Annotated in this window: 21 protein-coding genes; 16 read left to right on the forward strand and 5 right to left on the reverse strand. The window is 57.5% G+C overall.

Annotated features, from left to right (window positions below; all coding sequences use genetic code 11):
- Positions 1–71: 71 nt before the first annotated feature.
- Complete coding sequence (locus C7H10_RS16195; protein ID WP_106695671.1) at positions 72–1,193, forward strand: beta-ketoacyl-ACP synthase III; 1,122 nt, start codon at positions 72–74, stop codon at positions 1,191–1,193.
- Positions 1,194–1,199: 6 nt separating this feature from the next.
- On the opposite strand, the gene C7H10_RS16200 is transcribed toward C7H10_RS16195, so the two are convergent.
- Positions 1,200–1,607: an acyl-CoA thioesterase gene (locus C7H10_RS16200; protein WP_061331114.1), complete on the reverse strand. Its 408-nt coding sequence runs from the start codon at positions 1,605–1,607 to the stop codon at positions 1,200–1,202.
- Positions 1,608–1,696: 89 nt separating this feature from the next.
- On the opposite strand from C7H10_RS16200, the gene C7H10_RS16205 reads away from it, so the two are divergent.
- From C7H10_RS16205 to dinG, 5 genes are read left to right on the forward strand one after another with little or no spacing between them, the layout of a single operon-like run.
- Positions 1,697–2,470: an MlaA family lipoprotein gene (locus C7H10_RS16205; protein ID WP_106695672.1), complete on the forward strand. Its 774-nt coding sequence runs from the start codon at positions 1,697–1,699 to the stop codon at positions 2,468–2,470.
- A gap of 23 nt (positions 2,471–2,493) precedes the next feature.
- A complete protein-coding gene (locus tag C7H10_RS16210; protein WP_106695673.1) occupies positions 2,494–3,981 on the forward strand; it encodes a DUF3336 domain-containing protein in 1,488 nt (495 codons plus the stop codon).
- A 12-nt stretch (positions 3,982–3,993) separates the two neighbouring features.
- Positions 3,994–5,691 (forward strand): ExeA family protein, encoded by a 1,698-nt coding sequence (locus C7H10_RS16215; protein WP_106695674.1) that lies wholly within the window; start codon positions 3,994–3,996, stop codon positions 5,689–5,691.
- Positions 5,692–5,694: 3 nt separating this feature from the next.
- Complete coding sequence (locus C7H10_RS16220) at positions 5,695–6,408, forward strand: general secretion pathway protein GspB (RefSeq protein WP_106695675.1); 714 nt, start codon at positions 5,695–5,697, stop codon at positions 6,406–6,408.
- Positions 6,408–8,588, forward strand: coding sequence for an ATP-dependent DNA helicase DinG (gene dinG, locus C7H10_RS16225; RefSeq protein ID WP_106695676.1), 2,181 nt, complete (start codon positions 6,408–6,410; stop codon positions 8,586–8,588). Before C7H10_RS16220 ends, dinG begins: the two co-directional genes overlap by 1 nt.
- Before the next feature lie 246 nt (positions 8,589–8,834).
- Here the strand turns inward: dinG and C7H10_RS16230 are convergent, their stop codons facing one another.
- Positions 8,835–11,558: a winged helix-turn-helix domain-containing protein gene (locus tag C7H10_RS16230; protein WP_106695677.1), complete on the reverse strand. Its 2,724-nt coding sequence runs from the start codon at positions 11,556–11,558 to the stop codon at positions 8,835–8,837.
- 215 nt (positions 11,559–11,773) lie between these two features.
- Between C7H10_RS16230 and cysB the strand changes: the two genes are divergently transcribed.
- On the forward strand, positions 11,774–12,751 hold the full coding sequence (cysB, locus tag C7H10_RS16235; RefSeq protein WP_058089688.1) for an HTH-type transcriptional regulator CysB: 978 nt from the start codon (positions 11,774–11,776) through the stop codon (positions 12,749–12,751).
- Positions 12,752–12,821: 70 nt separating this feature from the next.
- Here cysB and C7H10_RS16240 read toward each other — a convergent pair whose 3' ends face one another.
- Positions 12,822–13,547: a phosphoadenylyl-sulfate reductase gene (locus tag C7H10_RS16240; RefSeq protein WP_061331122.1), complete on the reverse strand. Its 726-nt coding sequence runs from the start codon at positions 13,545–13,547 to the stop codon at positions 12,822–12,824.
- A 245-nt stretch (positions 13,548–13,792) separates the two neighbouring features.
- Here C7H10_RS16240 and thrH point away from each other — a divergent pair, with 245 nt between their 5' ends.
- Complete coding sequence (thrH, locus tag C7H10_RS16245) at positions 13,793–14,407, forward strand: bifunctional phosphoserine phosphatase/homoserine phosphotransferase ThrH (protein WP_058089690.1); 615 nt, start codon at positions 13,793–13,795, stop codon at positions 14,405–14,407.
- Between the two features lie 45 nt (positions 14,408–14,452).
- Here the strand turns inward: thrH and pabB are convergent, their stop codons facing one another.
- Positions 14,453–15,814 carry an aminodeoxychorismate synthase component I gene (pabB, locus tag C7H10_RS16250; protein WP_106695678.1) on the reverse strand — a complete coding sequence of 454 codons (1,362 nt, stop codon included), beginning with the start codon at positions 15,812–15,814 and terminating at the stop codon, positions 14,453–14,455.
- 173 nt (positions 15,815–15,987) lie between these two features.
- On the opposite strand from pabB, the gene C7H10_RS16255 reads away from it, so the two are divergent.
- Positions 15,988–16,566, forward strand: coding sequence for a hypothetical protein (locus C7H10_RS16255; protein ID WP_106695679.1), 579 nt, complete (start codon positions 15,988–15,990; stop codon positions 16,564–16,566).
- 170 nt (positions 16,567–16,736) lie between these two features.
- On the forward strand, positions 16,737–17,531 hold the full coding sequence (locus C7H10_RS16260) for a DUF6160 family protein (protein ID WP_106695680.1): 795 nt from the start codon (positions 16,737–16,739) through the stop codon (positions 17,529–17,531).
- Between the two features lie 137 nt (positions 17,532–17,668).
- Here the strand turns inward: C7H10_RS16260 and C7H10_RS16265 are convergent, their stop codons facing one another.
- Positions 17,669–18,283 (reverse strand): hypothetical protein, encoded by a 615-nt coding sequence (locus tag C7H10_RS16265; protein WP_106695681.1) that lies wholly within the window; start codon positions 18,281–18,283, stop codon positions 17,669–17,671.
- A gap of 237 nt (positions 18,284–18,520) precedes the next feature.
- Here C7H10_RS16265 and C7H10_RS16270 point away from each other — a divergent pair, with 237 nt between their 5' ends.
- From C7H10_RS16270 to C7H10_RS16295, 6 genes are all read left to right on the forward strand, one after another.
- Complete coding sequence (locus tag C7H10_RS16270) at positions 18,521–19,546, forward strand: DUF58 domain-containing protein (RefSeq protein ID WP_106696030.1); 1,026 nt, start codon at positions 18,521–18,523, stop codon at positions 19,544–19,546.
- Positions 19,543–21,633: a transglutaminase TgpA family protein gene (locus tag C7H10_RS16275; protein WP_106695682.1), complete on the forward strand. Its 2,091-nt coding sequence runs from the start codon at positions 19,543–19,545 to the stop codon at positions 21,631–21,633. The genes C7H10_RS16270 and C7H10_RS16275 overlap by 4 nt, the downstream gene beginning before the upstream one ends.
- Positions 21,626–22,657: a DNA polymerase III subunit delta' gene (gene holB / locus C7H10_RS16280; protein ID WP_106695683.1), complete on the forward strand. Its 1,032-nt coding sequence runs from the start codon at positions 21,626–21,628 to the stop codon at positions 22,655–22,657. The genes C7H10_RS16275 and holB overlap by 8 nt, the downstream gene beginning before the upstream one ends.
- 105 nt (positions 22,658–22,762) lie before the next feature.
- Positions 22,763–23,113, forward strand: coding sequence for a PilZ domain-containing protein (locus C7H10_RS16285; protein ID WP_058089697.1), 351 nt, complete (start codon positions 22,763–22,765; stop codon positions 23,111–23,113).
- A 12-nt stretch (positions 23,114–23,125) separates the two neighbouring features.
- Positions 23,126–24,046, forward strand: a complete 921-nt coding sequence (locus C7H10_RS16290) for an alpha/beta fold hydrolase (RefSeq protein ID WP_106695684.1) — start codon at positions 23,126–23,128, stop codon at positions 24,044–24,046.
- On the forward strand, positions 24,039–24,950 hold the full coding sequence (locus C7H10_RS16295; RefSeq protein ID WP_106695685.1) for a DUF4892 domain-containing protein: 912 nt from the start codon (positions 24,039–24,041) through the stop codon (positions 24,948–24,950). Before C7H10_RS16290 ends, C7H10_RS16295 begins: the two co-directional genes overlap by 8 nt.
- Position 24,951 lies beyond the last annotated feature (1 nt).

The following is a 24,951-nucleotide window of genomic DNA, read 5'->3' on the forward strand; positions in this document are numbered from 1 at the left end:
GCAATTCCGGCCGTGTGTGTTAGTATTTCTGACAGCATAGTGTCTTATTACAACCATGACGTGGGGTTATTGTGATTAAAGCCGTCATCAGCGGAACCGGCCTGTATACGCCACCCGCCATTATTGAAAACGATCAACTGGTTGAAGCCTTCAATCAATACGTAGAGCTGTATAACGATGAACATGCGGAAGAGATAGCCCGCGGTGAACTGACGGCCCTGCAACCTTCGTCATCTGCCTTTATTGAAAAGGCATCGGGTATCAAGCGCCGACATGTGATTGACCGTGAAGGTATCCTGGACCCGAGGCGCATGACACCGAATATTCCGGACCGGGATAATGACGAACCGTCAGTCCAGTGCGAGATGGCCATTGTGGCCTGTAAGGAAGCACTGGAGCAGGCGGGCAAAACCCCGGCAGATGTGGATGCGGTGATTGTTGCCTGTTCCAACCTGCAGCGGGCCTATCCGGCCATTTCCATTGAAGTCCAGCAAGCCATGGGCATCGACGGTTTTGCCTATGACATGAATGTGGCCTGCAGCTCCGCCACCTTTGGCATCCAGGCTGCGGTGAACGCGGTGGAAAACGGCAGCGCCAGAGCCGTTTTGGTGGTCAGCCCGGAAATCTGCTCCGGGCATCTGAACTTCCGGGACCGGGACAGCCACTTCATTTTCGGTGACGCCTGCACGGCGATTCTGGTGGAAAGGGAAGAGAACACCCAGGCTGGCCAGGGTTTTGAAATTCTCGGTACCCGCCTGAAGACTCAGTTTTCCAACAATATCCGGAATAACTTCGGCTTCCTGAACCGGGCGGACGAATCGGGTATTGGCAAGCCGGACAAGCTGTTCATCCAGCAGGGGCGCAAAGTGTTCAAAGAGGTGTCACCGCTGGTGGCAGACACCATTCAGGGCCATCTGGCATCCCTGCAGCTGACGCCGGAAGACCTCAAGCGCATGTGGCTGCACCAGGCCAACCTGAATATGAACCAGTTGATTGCCAGAAAGGTTCTCGGCCGGGATGCAACGGTCGAGGAAGCGCCGGTGATTCTGGACGAATACGCCAACACCAGTTCGGCCGGTTCGATCATTGCCTTCCATAAACACAAGGATGACCTGAAAACCGGCGACCTGGGCGTGATCTGCTCGTTCGGCGCCGGCTATTCCATCGGTAGCGTGGTTGTTCGCCATCGGTGAGGCCTGTTACCTCGCTGCCAGCGCCCTCAGGGTGTCTGGCAGGGGGGTGGACTTTCGGGAAGCCCGGTCCATCCAGACAATCTTGGCGTAGCCTTCCGCGTAAACCACCCCTGTATCTGAATCTTTCAGCAGGTGGTAGGTATCCAGACTGGTATTTCCCGCTTTGTCCGCGTATGTTTCAACCACGACGTTGGCGGGGTGAGTCAATTCCTTCAGAAATGTGGCACTGGTCTTTATAATGACCGGTCCGGTTGGCTCTTCCGCGCCACCCAGTTCCAATGACGACAGCCAGACAATCCGGGCTTCTTCAAAGAAGCGGAAGTAAACCGTGTTATTGGCGTGGCCGTATGCATCCATATCGCCCCATCGCAGCGACATGGTCAGGGAACTGACGGGGTTTCCCGGTACTGACATCTGATTTCCTCCGGATGACTTTCATAATAATAATCAAACGCCGGTATTGTCGACGAACTGAAACAGGTTAAACAACCCAAGAGAGCAACATGAGAAACCTTTTATCCCGGCGCCTGACCACGCTGGCCGCTCTGATCCTGCTGACGTGTGCCGGTGGCCAGTTACACGCCCAGAACATGCAGGAGCCGGTTCCCGAGGGTTCAACCCCGGTCAATACCGATGATCCCTACGAGAACTGGAACCGGAAGGTGTTCTCCTTCAACGATGCCATTGATCGCTGGTTCCTTCGGCCAGTCGCGCAAGCCTACCGCACGGTAACACCGACAATTGTCGACCGGGGTATTACCAATTTTTTCAACAATCTCACCGAAATTCGCAACTTCGGCAACAGCCTGCTGCAGCTGAAGGGTGAGTCGGCGGTGGTGGCCGCCGGGCGCTTCACCTACAACACGGTGTTTGGCCTCGGGGGCATTTTTGATGTGGCCACCGCCTTTGACTTACCCGAGCGCCCGGAAGATTTCGGTCAAACCCTGGGATACTGGGGGGTCGGTTCTGGCCCTTACCTGGTGATGCCGCTCCTCGGCCCGGCGACCCCGCGCTATTTTACCGGCATGGCAACTGACGGGTTCCTGTTGCCATCAGCCTGGGATGAGGTCAGCAGTCCCGAGTGGTATTACCTGCGGGCACTGCAGCTCGTTGATAAGCGGGCCGACCTGATCCCGGCAGAAAGCTTTATTTCTGGTGACCGGTACACGTTTGTGCGTAATGCTTTCCTGCAGCGTCGTGAATTTCTGATTAACGATGGTAAGATCACGCAAGACCCCTTCGCAGATGATGACGACTTCATGCTCGACGATTTCTGAGCGTTCACGCCGGGAGGCCGCAGGTGATCAAGGACCCCAGGATAGCCCGATTCCGCAAGTTGTTGGCGGAAGCTCCCAATTATGAACAGTGGAAGGCCGCCGCGCTGGAGCTGGATTTTCTGGAAGGCAATGCAGAGTGGAAGGAGGACTTTGCGTCTGACCTTTACCACTATGAGCTGATCTATGACCGGCTCAGTAACATCAAACAGTATCGTCAGCAGAACGACTTCGAGCGTTTGAAGCGAGCGCTCCGGGAGGGCCTCCACCATGATCTTGGCAACATGGGCAATCCCGCGCTTTACACCCGTTCCCGGGTTGGCACCAAGCACCTGATCGAGGAATACATCACCCAGGTGTGCGAGGCCCTGGATTACCTGTGTGATCATCCGGTGCCGGGCTTCCCCGTCTATGACAAGCTGCAGTTTTTCCGAGACACCCTGACCAGTTATGGCCGGCCAACGCTGCTGCTCAGCGGTGGCGCCAGTCTGGGTATGTTCCATTTTGGGGTGATCAAGGCGCTATGGGAAAAAGGTCTGCTGCCGCAGGTGATTGCGGGTTCCAGCATTGGCGCCATCATTGCCGGTATTCTCGGCGTGCATACTGACGCGGAAATCCCCGAAATGCTGGTGCCCGAGAACCACAACCTCAACGCCTGGAAGTGGCGGGGGATCATGAGCGCCATGCGGGGTGATGGCCTGATGGATCAGGAAACCCTGAAAACCTGCCTGCGGGCCAACATCGGCGACTATACCTTTGAAGAGGCCTACCAGCGCACCGGGCGAAGCATCAATATCAGTGTGTCGCCGGTTCAGACGCACCAGAAAGCACGGTTGATGTGCGGTTACACCTCGCCTTATATCCAGGTGTGGAGTGCGGCTCTTGCCAGTGCCGCGGTGCCAGGCATTTTCCCTCCCGTTACTCTGATGAAGAAAGACCTTTACGGTAATTCGCTGCCCTACATGCCCCGGTTGAAGTTTGTGGATGGCTCGGTGGTCAGCGACCTTCCGATTGAACGATTAGTTCATCTGTACGATGTGAACTTCACCATTGTCAGTCAGACCAACCCCCATGTTGTGCCGTTCCTCAGCCAGCAGAGTCGGGACGAAAAGCTGTCCCTGGGAAGCCTGCCGATGCATCTGGTGAAGTCCGAGATCCAGTTCCACGGCCAGGGTGTGTTCGATTATCTGAGAAAGCGGGTACGCCCGGAACTGATGCGGCAGATGGCTGGTCAGATGTACACCATCATGGCCCAGCGCTACTCCGGTGATGTGACGATTGCGCCCACCTATGCATTCCGGGACTTCCGTCGTATGCTGTCCAACCCCAGTCCGGAGTATGTTCGTGAGATGATTCTGGCCGGTGAGCGCGCAACCTGGCCGAAAATTTCGATGATTCGCTCCCACGCACGCATTTCGAAAACGCTTGAACGGTGCGTTCGTCGCCTGAAACAACAGAACCGAAAGGCCGCTGAATTACGACTGGTCAGCGGAGCCGACAAGGCTAAACCCTGATCCTGAGGAACCATGTACTACGATTTTTTCGGCTTTAGGGAACCTCCGTTTTCAATCGCACCGGACCCTCGCTACCTGTACCTGAGTGATCGCCACAAGGAAGCCCTGGCGCACCTCATGTATGGCGTGCAGGGGCAGGGCGGGTTTATTGTCATTACCGGTGAGGTGGGAACCGGTAAAACCACCGTGTGCCGGTGTTTTATCGAGAATGCTCCCCAGCATGTCGATATTGCGCTGATTCTCAACCCGCGGTTGTCTGCCCGGGAACTGTTGTCTTCGATCTGCGACGAGCTGGAAATCGACCACGCGCCGGAAGCCACCATCAAGCAGCTGGTGGATGGCATCAATCAGGAACTGCTCAAGGCCCACGCTGCTGGCCGCCATAAAGTTCTGATTATTGATGAGGCCCAGAACCTGTCCGCCGATGTGCTGGAACAATTGCGCCTGCTCACCAACCTGGAAACCGCCGAGAAGAAGCTGCTTCAGATTGTGCTGTTGGGGCAGCCGGAATTACAGGACATGTTGGCGCTGCCCGAATTGCGCCAGCTCAACCAGCGTGTGACCGCACGGTATCACCTCGATGCCATTGAGCAGGCAGATCTGCCGGCTTACCTTCGTTACCGTTTGAGTGTGGCCGGGCTGCGCGGAGATATCTTCAGCCCGGCCGCTGTCCGGAAACTCTATCGCCAGAGCCAGGGGATTCCCCGATTGATCAACCTGATCAGTGATCGTGCGCTGCTGGGCGCTTATGCTGAGGGTGAACACCAGATCACCGCCGACCACATCCGCCAGGCAGCTCGGGAAGTTCATGGTAGCAGCCGCCCGAAGACCACCGGTGGTGGCAGGGAGGTTTCCCGCGCAGGTCATCTGTTGTTGCTATCGGCGTCGATTCTGGTGGCGATCATCGGCACTATCTGGTTGTTCCAGCTGCCGGTAACCGAGCAGACCCTCGCTGACGACCTTGAAGCACCCGCCATCTCCGGCGTCATCGAGCGAGTCAGTGATCCGGTGGTGGCTGAACCCGGATTCGACACCGCTGAGCCAAATGCGCTTCCGGAGCCAGCGGAACCTGGTGTAACCTCCTTTGAATTTGAACGCCACACCCAAGCGCTGACCGAGGCGTTTGGGCAGCTGTTCGGCGTTTGGGGCGAAGAGTATGACGCCCGGCAGTTTCCGGTTGCCTGCGATTACGCCCGAAGCGTCCGCCTTGGCTGCCTGGAACGGCAGGGCAGCCGACGAAGCCTGGAGTTTCTGGATCGCCCGGCGATTCTGCACCTTCGCAATGGTCGAGGCGACACGGGCTATGTGGTGCTGCGATCTCTGGAGGGTGATACCGCCAGTATCGAGTTGACGGGTGAAACCCGGGAGATTCCGTTTCGCCAGTTAGAGCAGTATTGGTATGGTGATTTCCGGGTGCTGTGGCGAATGCCCGAGTATATGTCGGGTGATGGTTTTTTTGCTGGCACTTCCGGGGCGCAGCTATGGATGGGAGCGCGGATGATGGAGCTGGCAGACCGGATATCGCCGAACCAGGCAGAGAGCGCCCGGGTAAAGCGGCTGACTACCGAAGAACAGGTGCGCTGGTATCAGGAGGCCAAAGGGCTGACGGTGGATGGAATTGCCGGGCCGATGACCATTATCCAGATCAATAATGACCTGGGCACGAATGTACCCCGGCTGTTAGCGGCCCGTGTGGGCAATAGCGGGTAGGCTATGTCATATATTCTTGATGCGTTGAGAAAATCCGAAGCCGAGCGGCGACAGGGCAAGGCACCAGACCTGGGGCAGCAGGTACAGATGGTCTACAGGCCTAAAAAGAAGCCGTTATCACCCGTTGTCTGGGTGGTGCTGGCTCTGTTGCTCAATGCAGCGGTGATGGCGTACCTGTTCTGGCCTGCGCAGCCTTCAGTTCAGCGCCCGGTGGAGGACGCACCGACAGTGGCGCAGGGAGCGCTAAGCGCTGCAGATCCGGATGATGTGGTCACCGAGCAGCAGTCGGTGGCCCCGGAAACTGCTCCGGTCGAGGCGGCGCCACAGGTTGAGCCAACCCGGGAAGTGGTTCCGGTGTTTGAGGTGGCAGACGAGCCCCTGGCTGAATCCGGCAATGAAACTCCCCTGGTGATTGTTCCGGACCAGTCTGTTCGGGAAAGGGTGTTGACGCCGGCAGACTCTCAGGGCAGAGTGCCGCACCTGGTAGAACTACCGCTGTCGTTTCAAAAGAGCGTTCCTGATTTGACCTTCAATAGCCATATCTATTCATCCGACCCCATGGCCAGCCGGGTAATGATCAACAATCAGTATCTTCGCCCTGGCGACACCTTTGCCAGCCTGGTGGTTGAGCGTATCACCGAGGATGGCGTGATTCTCAGCAAATCTGGCCAACGTTTCCGGGTGGGCACGGTACGAGACTGGGTGAGCCCGCGATAATGGCGCTGACTGACGACGTCAAACAACAGATTCAGCAGGCTTATCGTGATGTGTTGGCCGGTAAGGACGTTCGCGCCCGTTACGGCCAACGGCTGATGATCGCGGAGATTGCCCGCTATATGGGTGAAATCACCGACAACGATGGCCAGCGTACCTCGCCCCCGGCAACCTGTGTGGTGGAAGCCGGCACCGGTACCGGTAAAACCCTGGCGTACCTGATCTCAGCAATACCCGTAGCCAAGGCCTTGGGTAAAACGCTGGTGATCTCCACGGCAACCGTGGCGCTGCAGGATCAGATTGTTCTGAAGGACCTTCCCGATCTTCGCAAACACAGCAAACTGGATTTCAGCTGGACCCTTGCCAAGGGGCGGGGCCGTTATCTGTGCATGTCTCGGCTGGAATCCCGGTTACACGACGAGGGCCATGGTGACAGCGACACCATGCCCCTGTTCCTTCTTGATCAGCCCATGGATGACGAGGCAGCCAGCCGAATCACCTTTGAGAAGATGCTCGCCACCTACGGTTCACGCGAATGGGATGGCGACCGGGACCACTGGCCAGAGCAAATTCCCGATGACATCTGGCGCCAGGTGACCACCGACCATCGCCAGTGTACCAATCGCCATTGTGCCTACTTTGACAGTTGCGCGTTTTTCGATGCCCGCAAAGACCTCGACGACGCCGATGTGGTGGTGGCCAACCACGACCTGGTGTTGGCCGACCTTGCCCTGGGCGGCGGTGCCATTTTGCCGGAACCGGAAAATGCCCTGTTCATATTTGACGAAGCACACCACCTGCCAGACAAGGCGTTAAACCATTTTGCTGCGTCGGTACCGTTAAACTCCACACGGCAGTGGCTGAAACAGTTGTCTCAGGCCCTGGTGAAAATGCAGCCCTGGTTACCTGGCGGCTCCCAGGCGACCAAGGCGGTTGAGAAAATCAGTACGTCTGGCCGTGACCTGGATCTCGCCCTTGGCAAGGTTTACGAAGAGGTTGAGCAGAACACCGGCTGGGAATTCAATGACGAACGGCGCAGCGCCCAGTGGCGTTACCCGGATGGCGAGCTGCCGGAGGCGGTTGCAGAGTTGGCGGCGGAGACCCGGATTGTCACCGCAGGCCTGGTTCGGCACCTGGGCACTCTGGTGGATGAACTGCAAAGTGCCTTTGATGAGCGAAAAGACCCGGAACTGGACCGGGACACTGCCGATTCCTGGTATCCGGTGATTGGCGCTTTCCATAGCCGGGCAGAGGAGCAGCTACGCCTGTGGGCAGCCTGGTGTGAATCCGGGCCGGTCATTCCACAAAACGAAGAGCAGGTGGAAGCGGCACCGGTCATTCGTAAAGGGCCGCCGCCTGCCCGCTGGGCCGTGCGCCAACGTTGGGACCATGCAGAAGATATTGCCCTGTTCAGCTCACCGGTGCTGGCGGACAACCTGTTGTATTCCCGGCTGTGGTCGCGGGTCTATGGCGCCGTTCTGACCAGTGCCACACTGACGGCCCTGGGCCGTTTCGACCGTTTGCGTTCCCGTGCCGGATTGCCAGAGGCCAGCCGTTATCTGGTGGTGCCCAGTTCCTTCCGTTATGGCGAGATGGCCACGGTGGAAGTGCCGGCTATGGTTGCCATGCCAACCGATGATGGCTTTGCCGAGGCGCTGATCAAGCGGCTACCAGGTCTCTGGGCCGGTGAGAAGGCCACCCTGGTTCTGTTTACATCCCGCCGGCAAATGCAGCAGGTGAGGGATGCCCTGGCGCCGGATTACCCTGAGTTGATTCTGACTCAGGATGACATGGCGAAAAATGAGGTGTTGCGCACGCACTGCTCTCGTGTTGATGAAGGACGGCCCAGTGTGCTGTTCGGAGTGGCCAGCTTTGCTGAGGGAATCGATCTGCCTGGAAAGTATCTGCACCACGTGGTGATCACCCGCCTGCCGTTCTCAGTGCCGGACGACCCGATCGAGGCCAGTCTGGCTGAGTGGGTGACCCAGCGGGGTGGCAACCCGTTTATGGAAATCACCGTGCCGGATGCCTCCGTAAAGCTGGTCCAGGCTGTGGGGCGGTTGTTGCGCACCGAGCAGGATACCGGGAGGGTAACCATTCTGGACCGCCGTATAGTGGCGCGCCGATACGGCCAGTTGCTGCTGGACGCGCTGCCACCGTTCCGGCGAATCATCGAGCATTAATTCGGGCCGTGCCCATAAAAAAAGAGCCAACCCGAAAGGGGATGGCTCTTATCGAAAGGGGTTCAAACGAACCCGGGCGTCGAAACAACGCGGAACAAGAAGTCTGAAGGCCTGAAGTTCAGAATTCCCGGCAAGGCGTTAACCTCACCATGGTTGAATAATAGGGCTTAACGGGGCGTAAACGGATCGTCCAAAGGGCGTAGTGAAGAGGTTTAATTCTCGAGAAGTGTGATCTGTGTCACACCTCTACTCACGGAGCACTCTCAGTTCCCGTGCCCGGGCCAGGGCTTCGGTGCGCCGGCTAACGCCGAGCTTGCCGTACAGGTTCCGGATATGGGCTTTGACGGTGGCGGGCGCCACGGCCATCCTGATGGCGATGTCCTTGTTGGCCAGCCCCTGATTAATCAGCAGCAGTACTTCCTGTTCTCTCTGGCTCAGGGGTTCGGCCAGCCCGTCAGTTGTTTCAGAAGGCTGGTCCGATTGGGGCTTGGATATGGCAATGTCGGCGTTTCCGGATAGCTGGTCTTTCAGCATGGTCAGCAGTTCACGGTTCCAGCGCCCGGGTGTTCGTAGTCGGGGGCAGTCCAGCAGCATGGCCCGGAGGCTGGGGCTTTCTTCCGCAAACAGCTTTAAAAACCCCGCGTTTTCGGCTCGGTCCAGTGCCCGCTCCAGCATGATGGCTGCTTCGTCGGTGCGATGCTCCTGCGAGAGAGCATCGGCATACACCAACAGGATCTCCACCAGATGTCGGTTATGGGCGTTGCGTTCCGCCACCGGAACCAGTGCCGACAGGGTTTCCTGCGCTTTCTGGTAATCCTTTTGGGCTACCTGCACCCGGGCCAGCGCGATCTGGTTCTGTTCCCGGTTCAGGGGGTTGGTGGCTGGCGTTTCCAGGGCCGCCTTCAGGGTGGTCATGGCTTTATCAGCGAGGCCCAGCGCAAGGTAACAACGAGCCAGAAGGGCCGAAGCGGCAGGTGGCTCAAACAGGATGTGGTCACGGCGCTTGCTGCCAACGGCGACAGCGTCATCCAGCAATTCAACGGCCTCTTCGAGTTTGCCTTGGCTGAACGCAAGGTGGCCGCGTACGTACTGGATGACCACATGCTGTCCGGGCTCCGTACCTTTCTCCACATGCTCTAGCAGCGGAGACAGGTAACTGGCGGCCAACTCCGGTTCATTGCGTTCACGGTAGATTTCGGTCAGCGCGCTGTTCTGCCAGCAGGAAATAAGCCGTGGCTGGCTTGGGTCTGCGAAATGCTCATCCACCCAGTTGCGTACGCGGGTGGTGGTTTTCAGGGCCAGCTCGGTGTCACCACGGTTGTACTGAATCCACGCCAACAGGCCGCCAGAGGACAGCGCGGTGCTGGCCTTGCGCTCTATCTGTCCATAGTGAACGGCTGATTCCAGGGCTTCCTCGGCATCGTTGAGTTCACCCTTGCCAAAGTAGTCGAGGCCGAGGCCGTAATAGGTGACGGATTTCAACGGTATCTGGATCTGATCGATGTCCTTGAGTACCTGACGGGTGAGGTCTGACGCATTCTTTTCGTCATTCCTGCTTCGGGCCAGGTAAGAACGCACCAGGGATATTTCACTGTGGATAGCCAGTGCGCCTTCGGCATCCGGGTGGGAATCGGCTACCCGACGGTCGAGCAGGTCTTCGACTTCCGTCAGCAGGGGCTCGAGGCCCTCAACACGGTTGGCGAAGAACAGCCCCCAGATTCTGAGCATCTGCAGCTGGGGGCTTTCAGCCAGTTGCCGTGCCGGTATGGTATCCAGCCAGGCCAGTACCGGCAGGTGGTAGCCACCGTGAATCAGGTTGTTACCATGCTCGGCAAGCACCCGGGCCAGGCGGTCGGTGTCGTTCTGGCTGACGATCTGGGCGATGCCTTCCTGAACTTGGCCATGGCTGAGCAACCAGTCAATGGTGCGTGACTGCAGCTCCACCGCCCGTTGTGGATCGATCGATTCTATCCGCTGGAGCAGAGCTTCCCGGAACAGGTCATGGTAGCGGAACCACTGGTTGTGTTTATCCAGGGGGATCAGGAACAGGTTCAGGGAAAGCAGGCGAGTAAGGATGTCCTGGCTGTCATCCCGCTGGCGAACGGCATTGCACAGGGAGCTGGACAGACGAGGGCAGTAGGCGGTATCCAGCAGGAAATCGGTGAGTTCGACCGGGAGCTGGTGCAGTACCTCGGTAAGAACATAGTCGCTGATCAGCGCGCCATCCGGCGTGCCAATCCGTTCGTGGCCGGTGTGGCCGGATTTCAGGGCTTCGGTTTTTCCGGCCAGGGCGGAGAGCTGCATGGCGGCAACCCATCCCTCAGTGCGCCGGCAAATAGTGCGGATCTCCTGTTCGGACAGGTTCATCGCCATGGTGTCCTGGAAAAAGGCTCTGCATTCGTCTTCCGAAAATGCCATCAGGCCCGGATGAATATCCTGAACCTGGCGCCTGACCCGCCATCGCGCCAGTGGCAGTGGGGGTTCAGTGCGGGAGGCGATGGTGACCAGAATGCCAGGGGGCAGGTAGTCCATACACCAGGCCAACTGGCGGTGGATACCGTCGTTACTGATGACATGGTAATCGTCGAGGACCAGGTGCCAGGGATTGCGGTCTTCGGCCAGGGCATTGACCAATCCGGTAATGGCGGCGGTCAGGTCGTCACCCTGCTGCCGGGCCAGTTGCTTTTCGCTGTCTTCAAGCCCCATCAACCCGGCGTGCTTGAACGCGCCGATAACATACTGCCAGAACTGCACCGGCTGGTCGTCATGCTCATCCAGGGAAAGCCAGGCGGTACTGGTGCTGTTGCGGGCGCACCACTGGCTGACCAGTGTGGTCTTGCCAAAGCCGGCGGGAGCCACGATCAGGTTCAGCCTTTTACCTTGCTCCGGTTCCAACAGGGCATCCAGCCGGTGCCTTCGCACGGCTCTGGCATCGGGTGTTGGCCTGAGAAATTTGGTGGTCAGTAGCATGGTTTCCCGGAGATCAGCGCATTGTTGTTACCGGATTGTGTGCTTTGTCGCACACAAGTCAAGGGCTGCGGTGACGCAACGCGTTGGTGGGGCTGCGAATCCCGGTAATTGGTCTACACTGAATACAGATTAAATTGTATATCCAAAAAGAATGAAAAAATAAATTCTTATGCGTATTATCGGGTAAAAGACTCATCCAGGGAGCGACAGACTCAATGAAATTACAGCAGCTGCGTTATATCTGGGAAGTGGCGCACCACGATCTGAATGTCTCCGCCACCGCCCAGAGCCTTTTCACCTCCCAGCCGGGTATCTCCAAGCAGATTCGGTTACTGGAAGATGAGTTGGGCCTGGAGGTGTTTGCCCGCAGTGGTAAGCACCTGACTCGCATCACCCCCGGTGGCGAGATTATCATCCGGGAGGCCGGTGAAATACTGCGCCGGGTGGAGGGCATCAAAAAGATTGCCCAGGAGTTCAGTAATCAGCGCAAGGGTGACCTGAGTATTGCCACCACCCACACCCAGGCCCGTTACGCCTTGCCACCGGTGATCAGTGGTTTCATTGAAGAATATCCGGACGTGTCGCTGCATATGCATCAAGGCACGCCGATGCAGATTTCCGAGATGGCGGCCAATGGCGCCGTGGATTTTGCCATCGCCACTGAGGGCATGGATCTGTTCAATGATCTGATCATGATGCCTTGCTACAAATGGAATCGCTGCGTAATCGTGCCCAAGGATCATCCATTGGCAAAAGGGCAGGAGCTGACCCTGGAAGAGCTGGCGGAGTATTCCCTGGTGACCTACGTGTTTGGTTTTACCGGCCGGTCGAAGCTGGATGAGGCCTTCCAGTCCCGTGGCCTGACACCAAAAGTGGTGTTTACCGCTGCGGACGCCGACGTGATCAAAACCTACGTAAGATTGGGCCTTGGGGTGGGGATTATTGCCAGCATGGCGTTTGATCCAAAAGTGGATACCGATCTGGTATCGCTGGATGCCAGCAAATTGTTCCGGCCTTCCGTCACCCGCATCGGGTTCCGGAAAGGGACTTTCCTGCGTGGTTACATGTACGATTTCATGCACAGGTTTGCGCCGCACCTGACCAAGGACATGATCGATAACGTGGTTGCGCATCAGGGCAGTCGCACAGAAATCCAGGAATTGTTCAAGGATATTGAACTGCCGGTTTATTGAAGTTCTGAATAACAGAAAAGCCCGCCGTCAGTGATGACGTGCGGGCTTTTTTTACAGGTGCAAAATGGGTTTAGCCTGATTTGCCGATCAGGTTGCCCGCATGCAAGCCACATTCCTTATGGGTGGCCTCTTCCCACCACCAGCGGCCTTCCCGCTCGTGCTGGCCCGGCAGCACCGGCCTGGTGCAGGGCTGGCAGCCGATGCTGACGAAGCCTTTTTCGTGCAGTGTGTTGTAGGGAGCCTCAGACATCCGGATGTAATCCCAGACCTCTTTCGAGCTCCAGTTCGCGAGCGGGTTGAATTTCACCAGAGTCTTGTTGTCGCTGGAGAACGCTGAATCAACCTGAACTACCGGTACGTCGTTGCGGGTACCGGGGCTCTGATCCCTGCGTTGCCCGGTAATCCAGGCATCAACGGTTGCCAGTTTCTTGCGCAGAGGGTTGACCTTGCGAATGCCGCAACATTCGGAATGGCCATCTTCGTAGAAGCTGAATAATCCTTTGCGGTTCACCATGTCCTGAACTTCACCGGCATCCGGGAACAGCACTTCAATCTCGATTCCGTAATGCTTTCGCACGCGCTCGATGAACTCGTAGGTTTCCGGGTGCAGCCGGCCTGTGTCCAGGGTAAACACTTGCAGGTTGTCGGTTAACTTGTGGGCCATTTCGATCAGCACTACATCTTCGGCGCCGCTGAATGAAATGGCGATGTTGTCATAGCGTGCCAGCGCCGCCTTGAGGATAGCCCGGGGGCTCTGGCCGTCGAGTTCAGCGCGGAGATTTTCAATATCAGTCATGTTGCTCCAGGGGGCTTTTCCACTGTGCGATCAACGGAGTGAATAAAGGCGTGATCTAACCTGAAATAAAGGCTACCACCAAATGCCTCATAGCTTGAAGGAATGAGCATCTATATCTTTATGCCTCGCTGATAAGGTGATCCATGGGATTCACGATGCATTCCGGCCAGGATTTTCATATCATACGCCCCAGACAACCCGGGCCTTGTTGGCCCGGCCAATTATGACTTTTTCAGGAGACCGTTGTGGAACTCGCATGTCTTGACCTTGAGGGCGTACTGATCCCGGAAATCTGGATCGCATTTGCAGAAAAAACCGGCATTGAGGAGCTCAAGGCAACCACTCGGGATATTCCTGATTACGATGTGCTGATGAAGCAGCGCCTGCGGATTCTGGACGAGCACGGTTACGGGCTGCCGGAGATCCAGGAAGTGATCAGCACCCTGGACCCACTGCCTGGCGCCCGTGAATTCCTGGACTGGCTGCGTGAGCGCTTCCAGGTGGTGATCCTGTCGGATACCTTCTATGAATTCGCCATGCCCCTGATGAAAAAACTGGGCTATCCGGCTCTGCTGTGCCATAAACTCGAAGTGGCGGAGAATGGGCAGATCACCAACTATCTGTTGCGTCAGCGTGATCCCAAGCGCCAGTCAGTTCGTGCTTTTCAGTTGCTGAATTACCGGGTGATTGCGGCCGGTGATTCCTACAATGACACTACCATGCTGGGTCAGGCAGAAGCCGGTATTTTGTTCCATGCACCGCAGAACGTTATTGACGAGTTCCCGCAGTTCCCTGCAGTGCACAATTTCGATGATCTGCGGCAGGAATTCCTGAAGGCCAGCGCTGTTCACACGGCCTGATCTTTTCTGACGCTGATTTGCGCTATTGGTACCCGGTGGCGCAAATCAGCGTTTCAGTTCCTCCAGAAACCGCATCAACGGCTGCACTTTTGCCAGGGTTTCCTGGTATTCGGCTTCCGGCTCGGAGTCGGCGACGATTCCACCTCCCCCCCAACATCTGACGGTTCCGTCTGGTTCGCACAGCAGTGTTCGGATCGCGATACTGCTGTCCAGATTGCCATCGAGTCCGTAATAGAACACCGAGCCACAGTAGGGGCCGCGCCAATGGGGCTCCAGCTCCGCAATGATTTCCATGGCCCGGATTTTCGGGGCGCCGGTAATGGAGCCACCGGGGAACGCATCAAATAACGCCTGTAACGGGCTGATGCCAGGTTTCAATTTGGCTCGAATGTGGCTAACCAGGTGATGCACATTGCGGTAGGACTCAAGGGCAAATAACTCATCCACACTGACTGAGCCGGGCAGGGCATGGACGCTGAGGTCGTTACGAAGCAAATCCACGATCATCAGGTTCTCGGCCCGGTCTTTCTCCGAGGCCAGTAGCTCCTGCGCCAAAGCTTCATCCTGTTCAGGGTTCTGACCCCGGGCACGAGTGCCCTTGATGGGGCTGGTTTCAATCACACCTTCGCGAATGGCCAGGAATCGTTCCGGTGATACTGAGACTACCGCGTTACCCCGAAAGCGGAGAAAAGCTGCATAAGGCGTCGGGTTGGCATCGCTGAGCGCGTTGAAGGCGGCCCAGGGGCTGCCCTGGTAGTGCCCCTCAAACGATTGGGACAGATTGGCCTGGTAGCAGTCACCTGACTGAATGTAATGCCTTACCTGATTGACCCTTTGCCGAAAAATGTCGGGTGTTTGTGTTGGGCTGAAATGATTGGTTATCAACCAGGGCTCATGATCATCGTTAACAGGGTGGTCAAGCCAATCGACCAGCTTTTTTTCCGTGGAGGCGGGCAGTTGGGGGTGGACCCACAGATAGCATGCGCCGCTTTCCAGGTCCTCACTGGCCATCCACAGGTAAAGTCCGGCGAAAAACAGCGGGTAGCGGAGGTTCCCGGCCAGTCTGTTCAGCCTTGGTTCTCTGGCATAGCCGAACTCGTAGGCAATGCTGCCAACCCAGCCGCCTGCGAGAGGGCAGGGCACCTCGGCATCGGTGATCCCGGGCTGCCGGTAGGTGTCTGCCAGAGCCTCCAGTTCAGCGGCCAGCGTTGGGGTGTCGATTCGATTACCTGGGATGCCCTCGATGATGGCCTGCTCGACGGCAAGACAACTGAAGCCCCTGGCCCCACCACGGCCCCCCGACGACGCCTGGCTGCCCAGAAAAACGAAGTCGGGATGCTGCGAGGCATGGGCGCACAGCCGGTTGTACTGTTGCCGGGTAACCGGTTGGCAGAGAGGAAAGGCCAAGATACCTCCGTTAAAAATTGGAAGAATGATACACGATGCACAAAACGGCCGTTGTCCGATCAGGACAGGCGCTGATCTAATGGTTATACGGCGCCGATCAGCCCGGAGCGTATCTTACCGGGTTTTGCCGCCCGTGAACTGAAAATCCATAAAACAAGAACGGAAGTTGTCCTATGTCTCGCTTCAGAAAACACGCACTTGCTGCCACGTTCAGTCTGTTCGCCCTGGGTGCGACCCACTCGCTGGCGGAGGGCTTGCCGCAAGACGGACCACTGTCTGATGGAAAAATTTCGGAGGATGAGTTGGGTGTCGTTATTCTCAGCGCTCAGCAGCAGCTGATTCGGTTGTCAGAGGCGGCGACGGAAGAATATCAGTCAGCCATATTAGAACCTGGCGCCAATACGCCGAAAGCCTGGATGCTGATGAAGGATGGTGAAACCGTAAAGCGCATCAATATTGATGCCCATGCTGTTGGCATGCCTGCGGTCGCACAATTAAAGATGTATCGGGCAGCCATTAAATCGATCGCCCAGAGAGGGGAGATAAACGCGGCAGCCATCCTCTATACGGGTAGGGTTAGTGAAGACAACGCAACTGAAGTCCTGGTGATAGAACATGAGCACCGTTTAGGCGTGTCTTCGAATAAAGTAATCGGATACGAGATTCGCAACGGAGCGATTTCCTGGGCTGAACCGGTATCTCAGGAAAAACCTTTTGAATGGTTTTACGAGGGTAAAGGCGGTAAGTCCTGAGCAAAATGCGAACTCATCGATACTTGTTTCCAAATGTAATTGTAACGTAAAGGACTGTGAATGGAGTCACGGACTAGGACTGTAAAACAATCTTAAATGGACCCGTGAAGTAAAGGACTTCACTTAAAAAACTCACACAAGAATAAAATGAGTTTCACAAGGAGATAATAATGAAAGGCCTGAAGAAAATTGCTCTGGCAACTGCCGTTGCCGCTATGCCGTTCGCTGCTCACGCTGACCTGAAAGCCCTTGACGATACCGCAATGGGTAACGTTACTGGCCAGGCCGGTGTGACCATCGAACTGGAAACCAAAGTCAGCATCGGTCAGTTCGTGTACACCGATGAAGGTAGCTTCACCGTGAACGACATCGTTCTGGGTGGTTCTGGTGTTGCTGGTGGTCCGGGCACCGACCTGTTGGACGACCTGTACATCGACATCGACGTAGAAGCTGACGGTGACGCTGTAATCCACGTTGGTTCAATCTCTGGTCAGCCGATCGACTGGGGTATGACTGCCAGCTCCATGGAACTGGTTGCTGCTGACGGCAGCGAGAGCACCACTCTGGTATCTAACCTGAGCGGTTGGGGTATGTTGGGTGCTCTGGATATCCGCGTTGATACCGCTACCGACACCCTGAACCTGGACGTTGCTTTCAACGTTATGCAGATGGACTTCGATGTTGAATTCCTGGGCATTGGTATCCGCGATATGGCCATCATGGGCGGTCAGTTCTTTGAAGGTGACCCTGGCGCTGCCGGCCTTTTCGCCGTTGCTAACGTAGATGTATACAAAGGCGATGGTCTTGGTGATTCCACTATGACTGACGTCCTGCGTATCGACATCAACGACATCACCATGGACATGTCCATCGGTGCAATCGAGATCGGCGGCGCTTCCATCGGCTCTATCGCCATGGATAACCTGACCATCTCCGACACTCGTCTGGCTGTTTACGGTCGCTAATCTGACCTGAACACCTGAGTAGGTGATGAGCGCCCCGCATTGCGGGGCGTTTTTAGTTGGTTAGAAAAAATCTGGCCTAAATAAAACGGCGACCCGAAGCAGGTCGCCGTTTTATTTTTAAAGATGCGGGCTCTGAATCAGCGGTCGGGCACCTGAATGGACAGGTCGAAGCCGCCACCGGGTCTTGGGGTCAGTTGGATTGGCCCCTCATTGATGCCGTGGGGAATATCAATACGATCAATGCCCGGTGGATTACCGATACTGAAGTTCAGATTCTGGCCATCAAAACCAATGCCCAGCTGGTCATTAAGAAAGGTCTGGGTAAAGGGTTCGTCCGGTATTTGCGGCTGCTGACCGAAGATCAGTTGCGGAATGGTTTCTGCAAAATTGGCCGGCGGTTGGGCCCGGGCCAGCTCCTCAGTGGGTAGCAGAAGGGCCCTGCGCAGGAACTCTTCTTCGGCGCTGCTCAGAGCGTCGGACTTGCCATCTTCCATATAGCGCTGGAGCGCTTCGCGGTAGGCTTCCTCTTCGGCTTCACTCAGAACCGGCTCGCCGGGCGAGATGGTCAGCGCCCTGATAATGCGCTGGCGATCCGCTTCGTTTCTTTGCTGGTCCCTTGGCACAACTATGACTGCGGAATCCTGAACATAGGTTTCCACCATCTCATCCGATGTCATCGTCTGAACGCCGGCCATGGCCGGAGCGGAGAGAGTGACGGTGATGGCCGTTGCAAGCAGTGTTGGGCGTGTCATGGCATAGCCTCTTGCGTTACCGGATCAGTTGAGGGGCGCGGCTGAGACTACTCTATTCAGTCAATACGCTTCCTTATCGGAGTATTCGGTTTGTCAGACAGTTTTTCAACCGGAAAGTGCCTGGTCTGTGATCAGAATCCGCAGTTTGGCAGTAAAGCTTTATGAGCGGCAGGATAATATGGTTTGATGCGTGCCGATAACGGGTGAACTTTTGAGGAAGAATGCGGCCTGATGGGCATGATAACGCGAAAACTCCGGCAACGATGGCAGCACTGGATTAACCGCAGGGTTCCCCGCGGAGACAGCCAGACGTTCAGCCAGAAAAACATCTTCATCCTGCCAACCGGTGCTGGGGTGGTTTTTGGTGTTCTGCTGCTGATCATGCTGATCACCGGTATCAATTACCAGAACAGCCTTATTTACCTGCTGACCTTCATTCTCGGGGCCCTGTTCGTCGGTGCCATGCATCAGACCCATCGCAATCTCTCGGGGCTTACGCTCGCCCTTATTCAGCCCGGCGAGGGCGAGGCCGGGGATGATGTACCGTTTCGATTCCGGGTCACCGCTGGAAAGGATAGCGGGCTTGCCATTGCGCTGTCGGTTGTGGATTCAAAGCTGGAAGGTGTCCATGTGCCGGCTGGCCAGGCCCGGGACGTTATTTTGCCCATCCCCTCAGCCCATCGTGGGTACCTTCGGCCAGACAAGGTTCGGATTGAAACCCGTTTTCCATTCGGGTTGCTCAAGGCCTGGTCCTGGTTGCGCCCGAGTTCGGCCGGCATTGCCTATCCCAGGCCACTGGTTGCTCCGGAGGTAATCAGCCAGGTGGATGACGGTAGTGAAGCCCGTTCTTCCGCGCCGGTGGCCGGTCAGGACAATGCCGACCTTCGGCCCTGGCGTGAAGGGGATATGAGCCAGCGGGTGATGTGGAAACGGTTTGCCCGCTCCGGGCAGATGGTGGTTGCCGATTGGGAAGGGGAGCAAGGAAGCCCCCACTGGCTGGATTTCAACGCTTTCCCGGGCGCGGATACTGAGCTCAGGCTCAGTTACCTGGCCTGGCTGGTGGCCGACCGGCTACAGAAAGGTGCAAAGTTTGGTTTGAACCTGCCGGGGGAGGTCATCGAACCCGACACCGGCCCAATCCATGGAGACCGGTGCCTGCGGGCGCTGGCGGTCTGGGGCGAAAAGCCGCCGAGAGAGCAGGATGCATTGCCGTTTGGTACCCGTAAAACCGTGGACGGCGCTACGGCGGGAGGCAGCGTATGAGCCGCCTGGTCGATGTGCTCCTTGGTAGAAGCCGCCGTTCCGAAGTACCGATAGATGCCATTCCTGGCGCTGCGCTACTCTGGCTGATTGGCAGTTTTGCACTGTTACTGTTGCCGCAGTGGAACCGGTTACCCTGGTGGCTGATTGCCGCCTGCGTGGTGCTGGCCGGTTGGCGCTGGCTGGCCCAGAGTGGTCGGGTGCGATTGCCGGGGCGCTGGTTGCGTACGGGCATTATGCTGGTGTTGATCGGAGTCTACCTGGGCACTGTTCAGGGCCGCTTTACCGTTGATACTGCTGCGTCGTTCTTCGTGTTGGCGGTGGGGCTCAAATGGCTGGAAACCCGCTCCGCCCGAGACTTCTATGTACTGTTTTTTATTCTGGTGTACCTGGCGGCTGTAAACTTCCTGTTCCAGCAGGACATCCTGTGGGCCCTGCTGACGTTTGCAGCCATTGCCTGCCTGCTGGTGGGTCTGCAGGTTCTTAACGCGCCGGATCTTCCGGGGTCATTGAAGGCCGGTTGGAAGCGGCTGGGACTTTTGATGGTGAAAACCCTGCCGGTAGTCGTCCTGTTATTCGTGTTCTTTCCGCGTATGGCGCCGCTGTGGAGCGTCCCGCTGGTTTCCGGCGAGGCTCGCAGCGGTATCTCCGATACCATGCGCCCCGGCGATATTTCCAATCTGGCCCAGAGCAGTGAGCGGGCGTTCCGCGTGAGTTTTGGTGGTCCGATTCCGGAGTATCGGGATCGCTATTGGCGAGGGCTGATTCTCGATTATCTTGACGGCGAGACCTGGCGGCAGCGCGACCGGGAGCCATTTCAACGCCCGGGCAGGGTGGCGGTGGATGGCGGCATTGGGGCGCTGGCGAGCAACCAGTACGATGTACTGTTGGAGCCGACGGACCAACGATGGGCCTTCTCTCTGGAAAATTCCATTGCGGTGTCGGACAACGTGTTTGACGCAGGGGAAGACCTGTTCCGTTTCCGTCGCCCCGCAGACAGCCCGGTGCGCTACCGGTTGGCGATAGACCCCGGGCAAACCCGGCCGGGTAGTGAGCTCACCCAGGCAGTGCGTCAGCGCTACCTGCAATTGCCTGGCGAAGGGAACCCGCGCGCAAGGGCATTAGCCAGTGAGCTGGCGGGCCAGTATTCCCCGGCCCAGGTGGTTAACGAGCTCATGCAGCGGTTCCGTAACGAAGAATACTATTACACACTGCGGCCACCGGCGATGCCCAACGATGGTGTGGATACCCTGTTGTTTGAGGAACAGAGGGGCTTCTGCGCCCATTACGCAGGTGCTGCCACCTTTGTATTCCGGGCCGCTGGTATTCCATCCCGTGTGGTGGTGGGTTACCAGGGCGGAGATGCCGGCGCCGGGGGCGATTATCTCATTGTGCGGCAGTACGATGCCCATGCCTGGGTTGAGGTATGGCTGGAAGGCCGGGGCTGGGTTCGGGTTGATCCCACTGCTGCGATTGCTCCTGATCGTATTGAGTTCGGATTGCGGGAGGCGATGGCCGAAGAGGGCTCCTTCCTGGAGAACAATTTGACCTCTCCCCAGCGGTATGGGGATCTGGCGGTTTTGCAGTGGGCGTCGCTGCAGCTCGACCGAATAAACTACCACTGGCAGCGTTGGGTGGTGGGCTATCAGGGCCAGAGCCAGATGAACCTGATGTCCCGGCTGCCAGGCGGCATTGGCATGAAGGAGCTTGGCTACATTACCGCCGGGCTGGTTGGTTTTGCCCTTCTTGTGGCCGGGTTGGTGTCGGCGCTTTCAATGACCCGGGGAGCCCGTCAGGATGGCTTCAGGCGCGTGGTCGGGTCATGGCACCGGCTGTGTGAACAGGCCGGTGTGCCTGTGCGCAGTGGCGAAACTCCGGTGGTGCTGGCGGAGCGCATGGCCGAGGCCCGGCCATCGGTGGCGGAGTCTGCCCGGATCTTTGCCCGGACAGTAAACAGCCATTACTATAGCTCTGCCTCAACCCGTCAGGCCGATGACGATACACGGCGGCTGAGGCGGCTACTGAAAACCATGAAGCGTCAACTCAAACGCAATCAGGAAACCGGATCCCGGATGCCGAAACATGACTGACATCGCACAGGAAATGCCCTGGCTGGCCCGCGCCTGGTCGGCAGTGCAAAGCCGACTGGCACAGGATCGTTTGCCCCACGCATTGCTGGTAGTGGGTGAGCGTGGCGTAGGAAAGCGCGCCTGGGCCCAGGCAGTGGCCGGATTGCTGTTGTGTGAAACACCGGCCAAATCAGAATCCGGCGCGGCGGTGGCGTGTGGCCATTGCAAGCAGTGTGAGCTGATGGCTGCAGGCAGTCATCCGGATCTGCGGGTTTATACCCCGGAAAAATCGCGCATGGTGAAGGTTGACCAGATACGGGCACTCTCCACGTTTGCTGTTGCTTCGCCCCAGGTTGGTCACCACAAGGTCGCGATTGTTGACCGGGCAGATCAATTAAACATCAATGCCGCCAATGCGTTGCTGAAAACCCTGGAAGAGCCGTTGCCGGACGTGACGTTGCTGCTGTTGCAGGAGAGCGGTCGGCCGGTACTACCGACCATTCGCTCCCGTTGTCAGGCGCTGACCATACCCTTGCCGACAGCAGAGCAGGGCGGGCAATGGCTGGCTGCCCGCGTGGCTGAGCTGGACGAGGCAAACCGGCCGGGGGCGGAGACCTTAGCCAAAAGCCTGATGCTGGCGGGCAATGCACCGCGGTTGGCGCTGGACTATGCCCTCGGAGATTTTTTGCCCCTTCGGGACAAGGCCTTTGAAGCATTCCGGCAGTTTATGAAAGGGCAGATCCCGGTTGGCGAAGCGGCTAAATCCTTCAAGGCCCTTGGCCTGGACGATTCGCTCTGGTTATTTGAAAGCTGGGCCGCGGATCTGGCGCGGGCCAGTGTGGGGGGGGCAGTATCTGACCCGGAAGCGGCGGACATGCTTGGTTATCTGGCAAACAACAATCCGCCGTGGCGGGCTCATCAGCTCCTGGACCTGGTCAGGGAAAGTCGCAGTGCCGCGGTATATAATGCCAGCCCGGAACTGGAGGCCAGCCAGCTTCTGATTGCCTGGCGGGAACTGATGCCAAGGAAGCGGAAAGCAAGCTGAGCTTTCTTCAATTTCAGCTGCTATGATTTGAAATGTCAGGAAATTCCTGAAGCATTGTGGCAATGTTTAACGACACAAGAACTTCCAGCGTAAAAGGTATGTGATATGGGCCCAGGATTTGGCGCACGCAGCGGCATTCTCACCCTGACCATCAAGGACAAAGCGGTTCTGTACGCCGCCTATATGCCCTACATTCGGCAAGGTGGTTTGTTCATTCCTACCCAGAAGCAATATCAACTCGGAGACGAGGTGTTTTTGCTGCTAAACCTGATGGACGAGCCGGAAAAGATACCCGTAGCGGGTAAAGTGGTGTGGATTACCCCTAAAGGAGCGCAAGGTAACCGTGCAGCAGGTATCGGTGTCCAGTTTAACGGTGACGATGAATCCGCAAGGACCAAGATCGAGTCTTACCTGGCAGGCTCGCTGAGCTCTGATCGCCCAACGCACACCATGTAGGACTCGCCTTGCATGACTGACACTGTGTTACCCGGCAGTGGGCACGACATTCCGGCCGGCTGCCGGGAGGCACGCTGGCCGCTCGATAACCTGACCCTTGCCGGCCTGACCTGGCATACGGACCCCTCGCACGAAGTTCGCTCCCCCATACTTATGGTGCACGGCTGGCTTGATAACGCCATGACATTCGCCCGGTTGGCGCCAGCGCTGGCCTCCGATGCCAGTGTTCACGCAATCGACATGGCTGGTCATGGCCACTCGGGGCATCGACCACCGGGCTATGGTTACTGGCTGATGGACTATGTGGCAGACCTCAGTGAATTGATTGACCATCATTTCCCGGAAAGCGAACGGTACCCCCTTGATCTGGTGGGCCATTCGCTGGGTGGTATCGTTTGTGCCCTGTATGCGGCAGCTTTCCCTGAGCGGGTGAGGCGGCTGGTGATGATTGACAGCCTGGGTGCCCTGAGTCGCCCCGCCAAGGAAACCATCCCCCAGTTGCGCCGGGCCTTGCAAAAAAAACGGAACGGATCGGCACCTCCGGCGGTCTATCCCGATGTGGCGACGGCGGCGAGGATCCGTGAGGGCGGGCTTAGCCCATTGAGCGCCGAGGCTGCAGCATTGCTGGTGCCCAGAAACATGCGGGCTGAAGGAGATGGCTTTGTCTGGCGCACCGATGCACGGTTAAGGCATCCCACGCCTTTAATGATGACCGAAGAGCAGGTTCATGCCTCGCTGGCCGCCATCCAGACGCCAACCCTGTTCGTAAGAGCGTCGGAAGGGTTGTTGGCCAGCCGTGGCGGATTGGTCAAGCGTGCAGAGCTGATACCCGACCTGACGACAGTGGACGTTCCCGGGGGGCATCATTGTCACCTGGATGGTGACACCACGCCGGTTGCACATGCTATAAAAAGGTTTCTATTCAATGAATAATCGTGCTGTTGTAATGAAACTCCGGAGCCTGTTGGCGTTTGCTGTGTTGGCTTGCGGCTCAGTGGCGGCAGCTTCGGAGCTTGGCGAGCCACTGGACGCGTTCGCCCAGTCGAGTCTTCAGTCGGCGCTGGACATTCGGTCGTCCGGGCACCTCGTGCTTATGAGCCCGGTTCGCGAAATACGCGGAGAGATCCGCTCGGATGTCATGGCCAGGCTGCCGGTGAACGGCAAAGGGCAGTTATTCGAAATCAACCGGGATGCGAGCCGTAAAGCCGCACAGGAACATTACCGTCGCGAGCTTCAGGCGCGAGGCGGCCAGATCCTTTTTGAATGTTCCGGAGTGGCCTGTGGTCGAAGCAACGTCTGGGCAAACCAGATTTTTGAGCAACCCAGGCTCCTTGGCCGGGATCAGGACCAGGACTACTTCGTCGGTGCCGTGGCGGATGTTGATGGCAACCGATGGTTGACCCTGGTGTACACCGTCACCCGTGGCAATCAGCGTGAATATGTTTGGGTTGAACATCTCCAGGTAGCAACCGGAGCGGACATTCCCGGCTTTCAGGCCTCTGCTGCACGGTTGCTGGGTCCCATTATTGTGCCCTGGCAGGGCGGTGTTACCCATCGGTTTGATTTGTCGACTACCGATCGCCGGCGGTTGGGAGAGTGGGCGGCAGAGGAGGGCGCCGAGGTGGTGCTCGCCGCGTTTTCTTCGCTGGAAAATGATGAAAGCCTGAATGATTCGATCGCAAGGGCGGAAAGGGCTGCGGGCGCCCTGGCCGACGTGCTGGCGAAATCCGGCGTCTCCCGGGAGCAGGTCCGCACCCTGGCCATCGGGCCTGGGGTGCAGGTAGCGGACCCTAACCGCACGGGTGACCGCATCGAAATTCTGGTAATCAAGAGGTAAG

It is taken from the genome of Marinobacter shengliensis (assembly GCF_003007715.1).
Lineage (GTDB): Bacteria > Pseudomonadota > Gammaproteobacteria > Pseudomonadales > Oleiphilaceae > Marinobacter > Marinobacter shengliensis.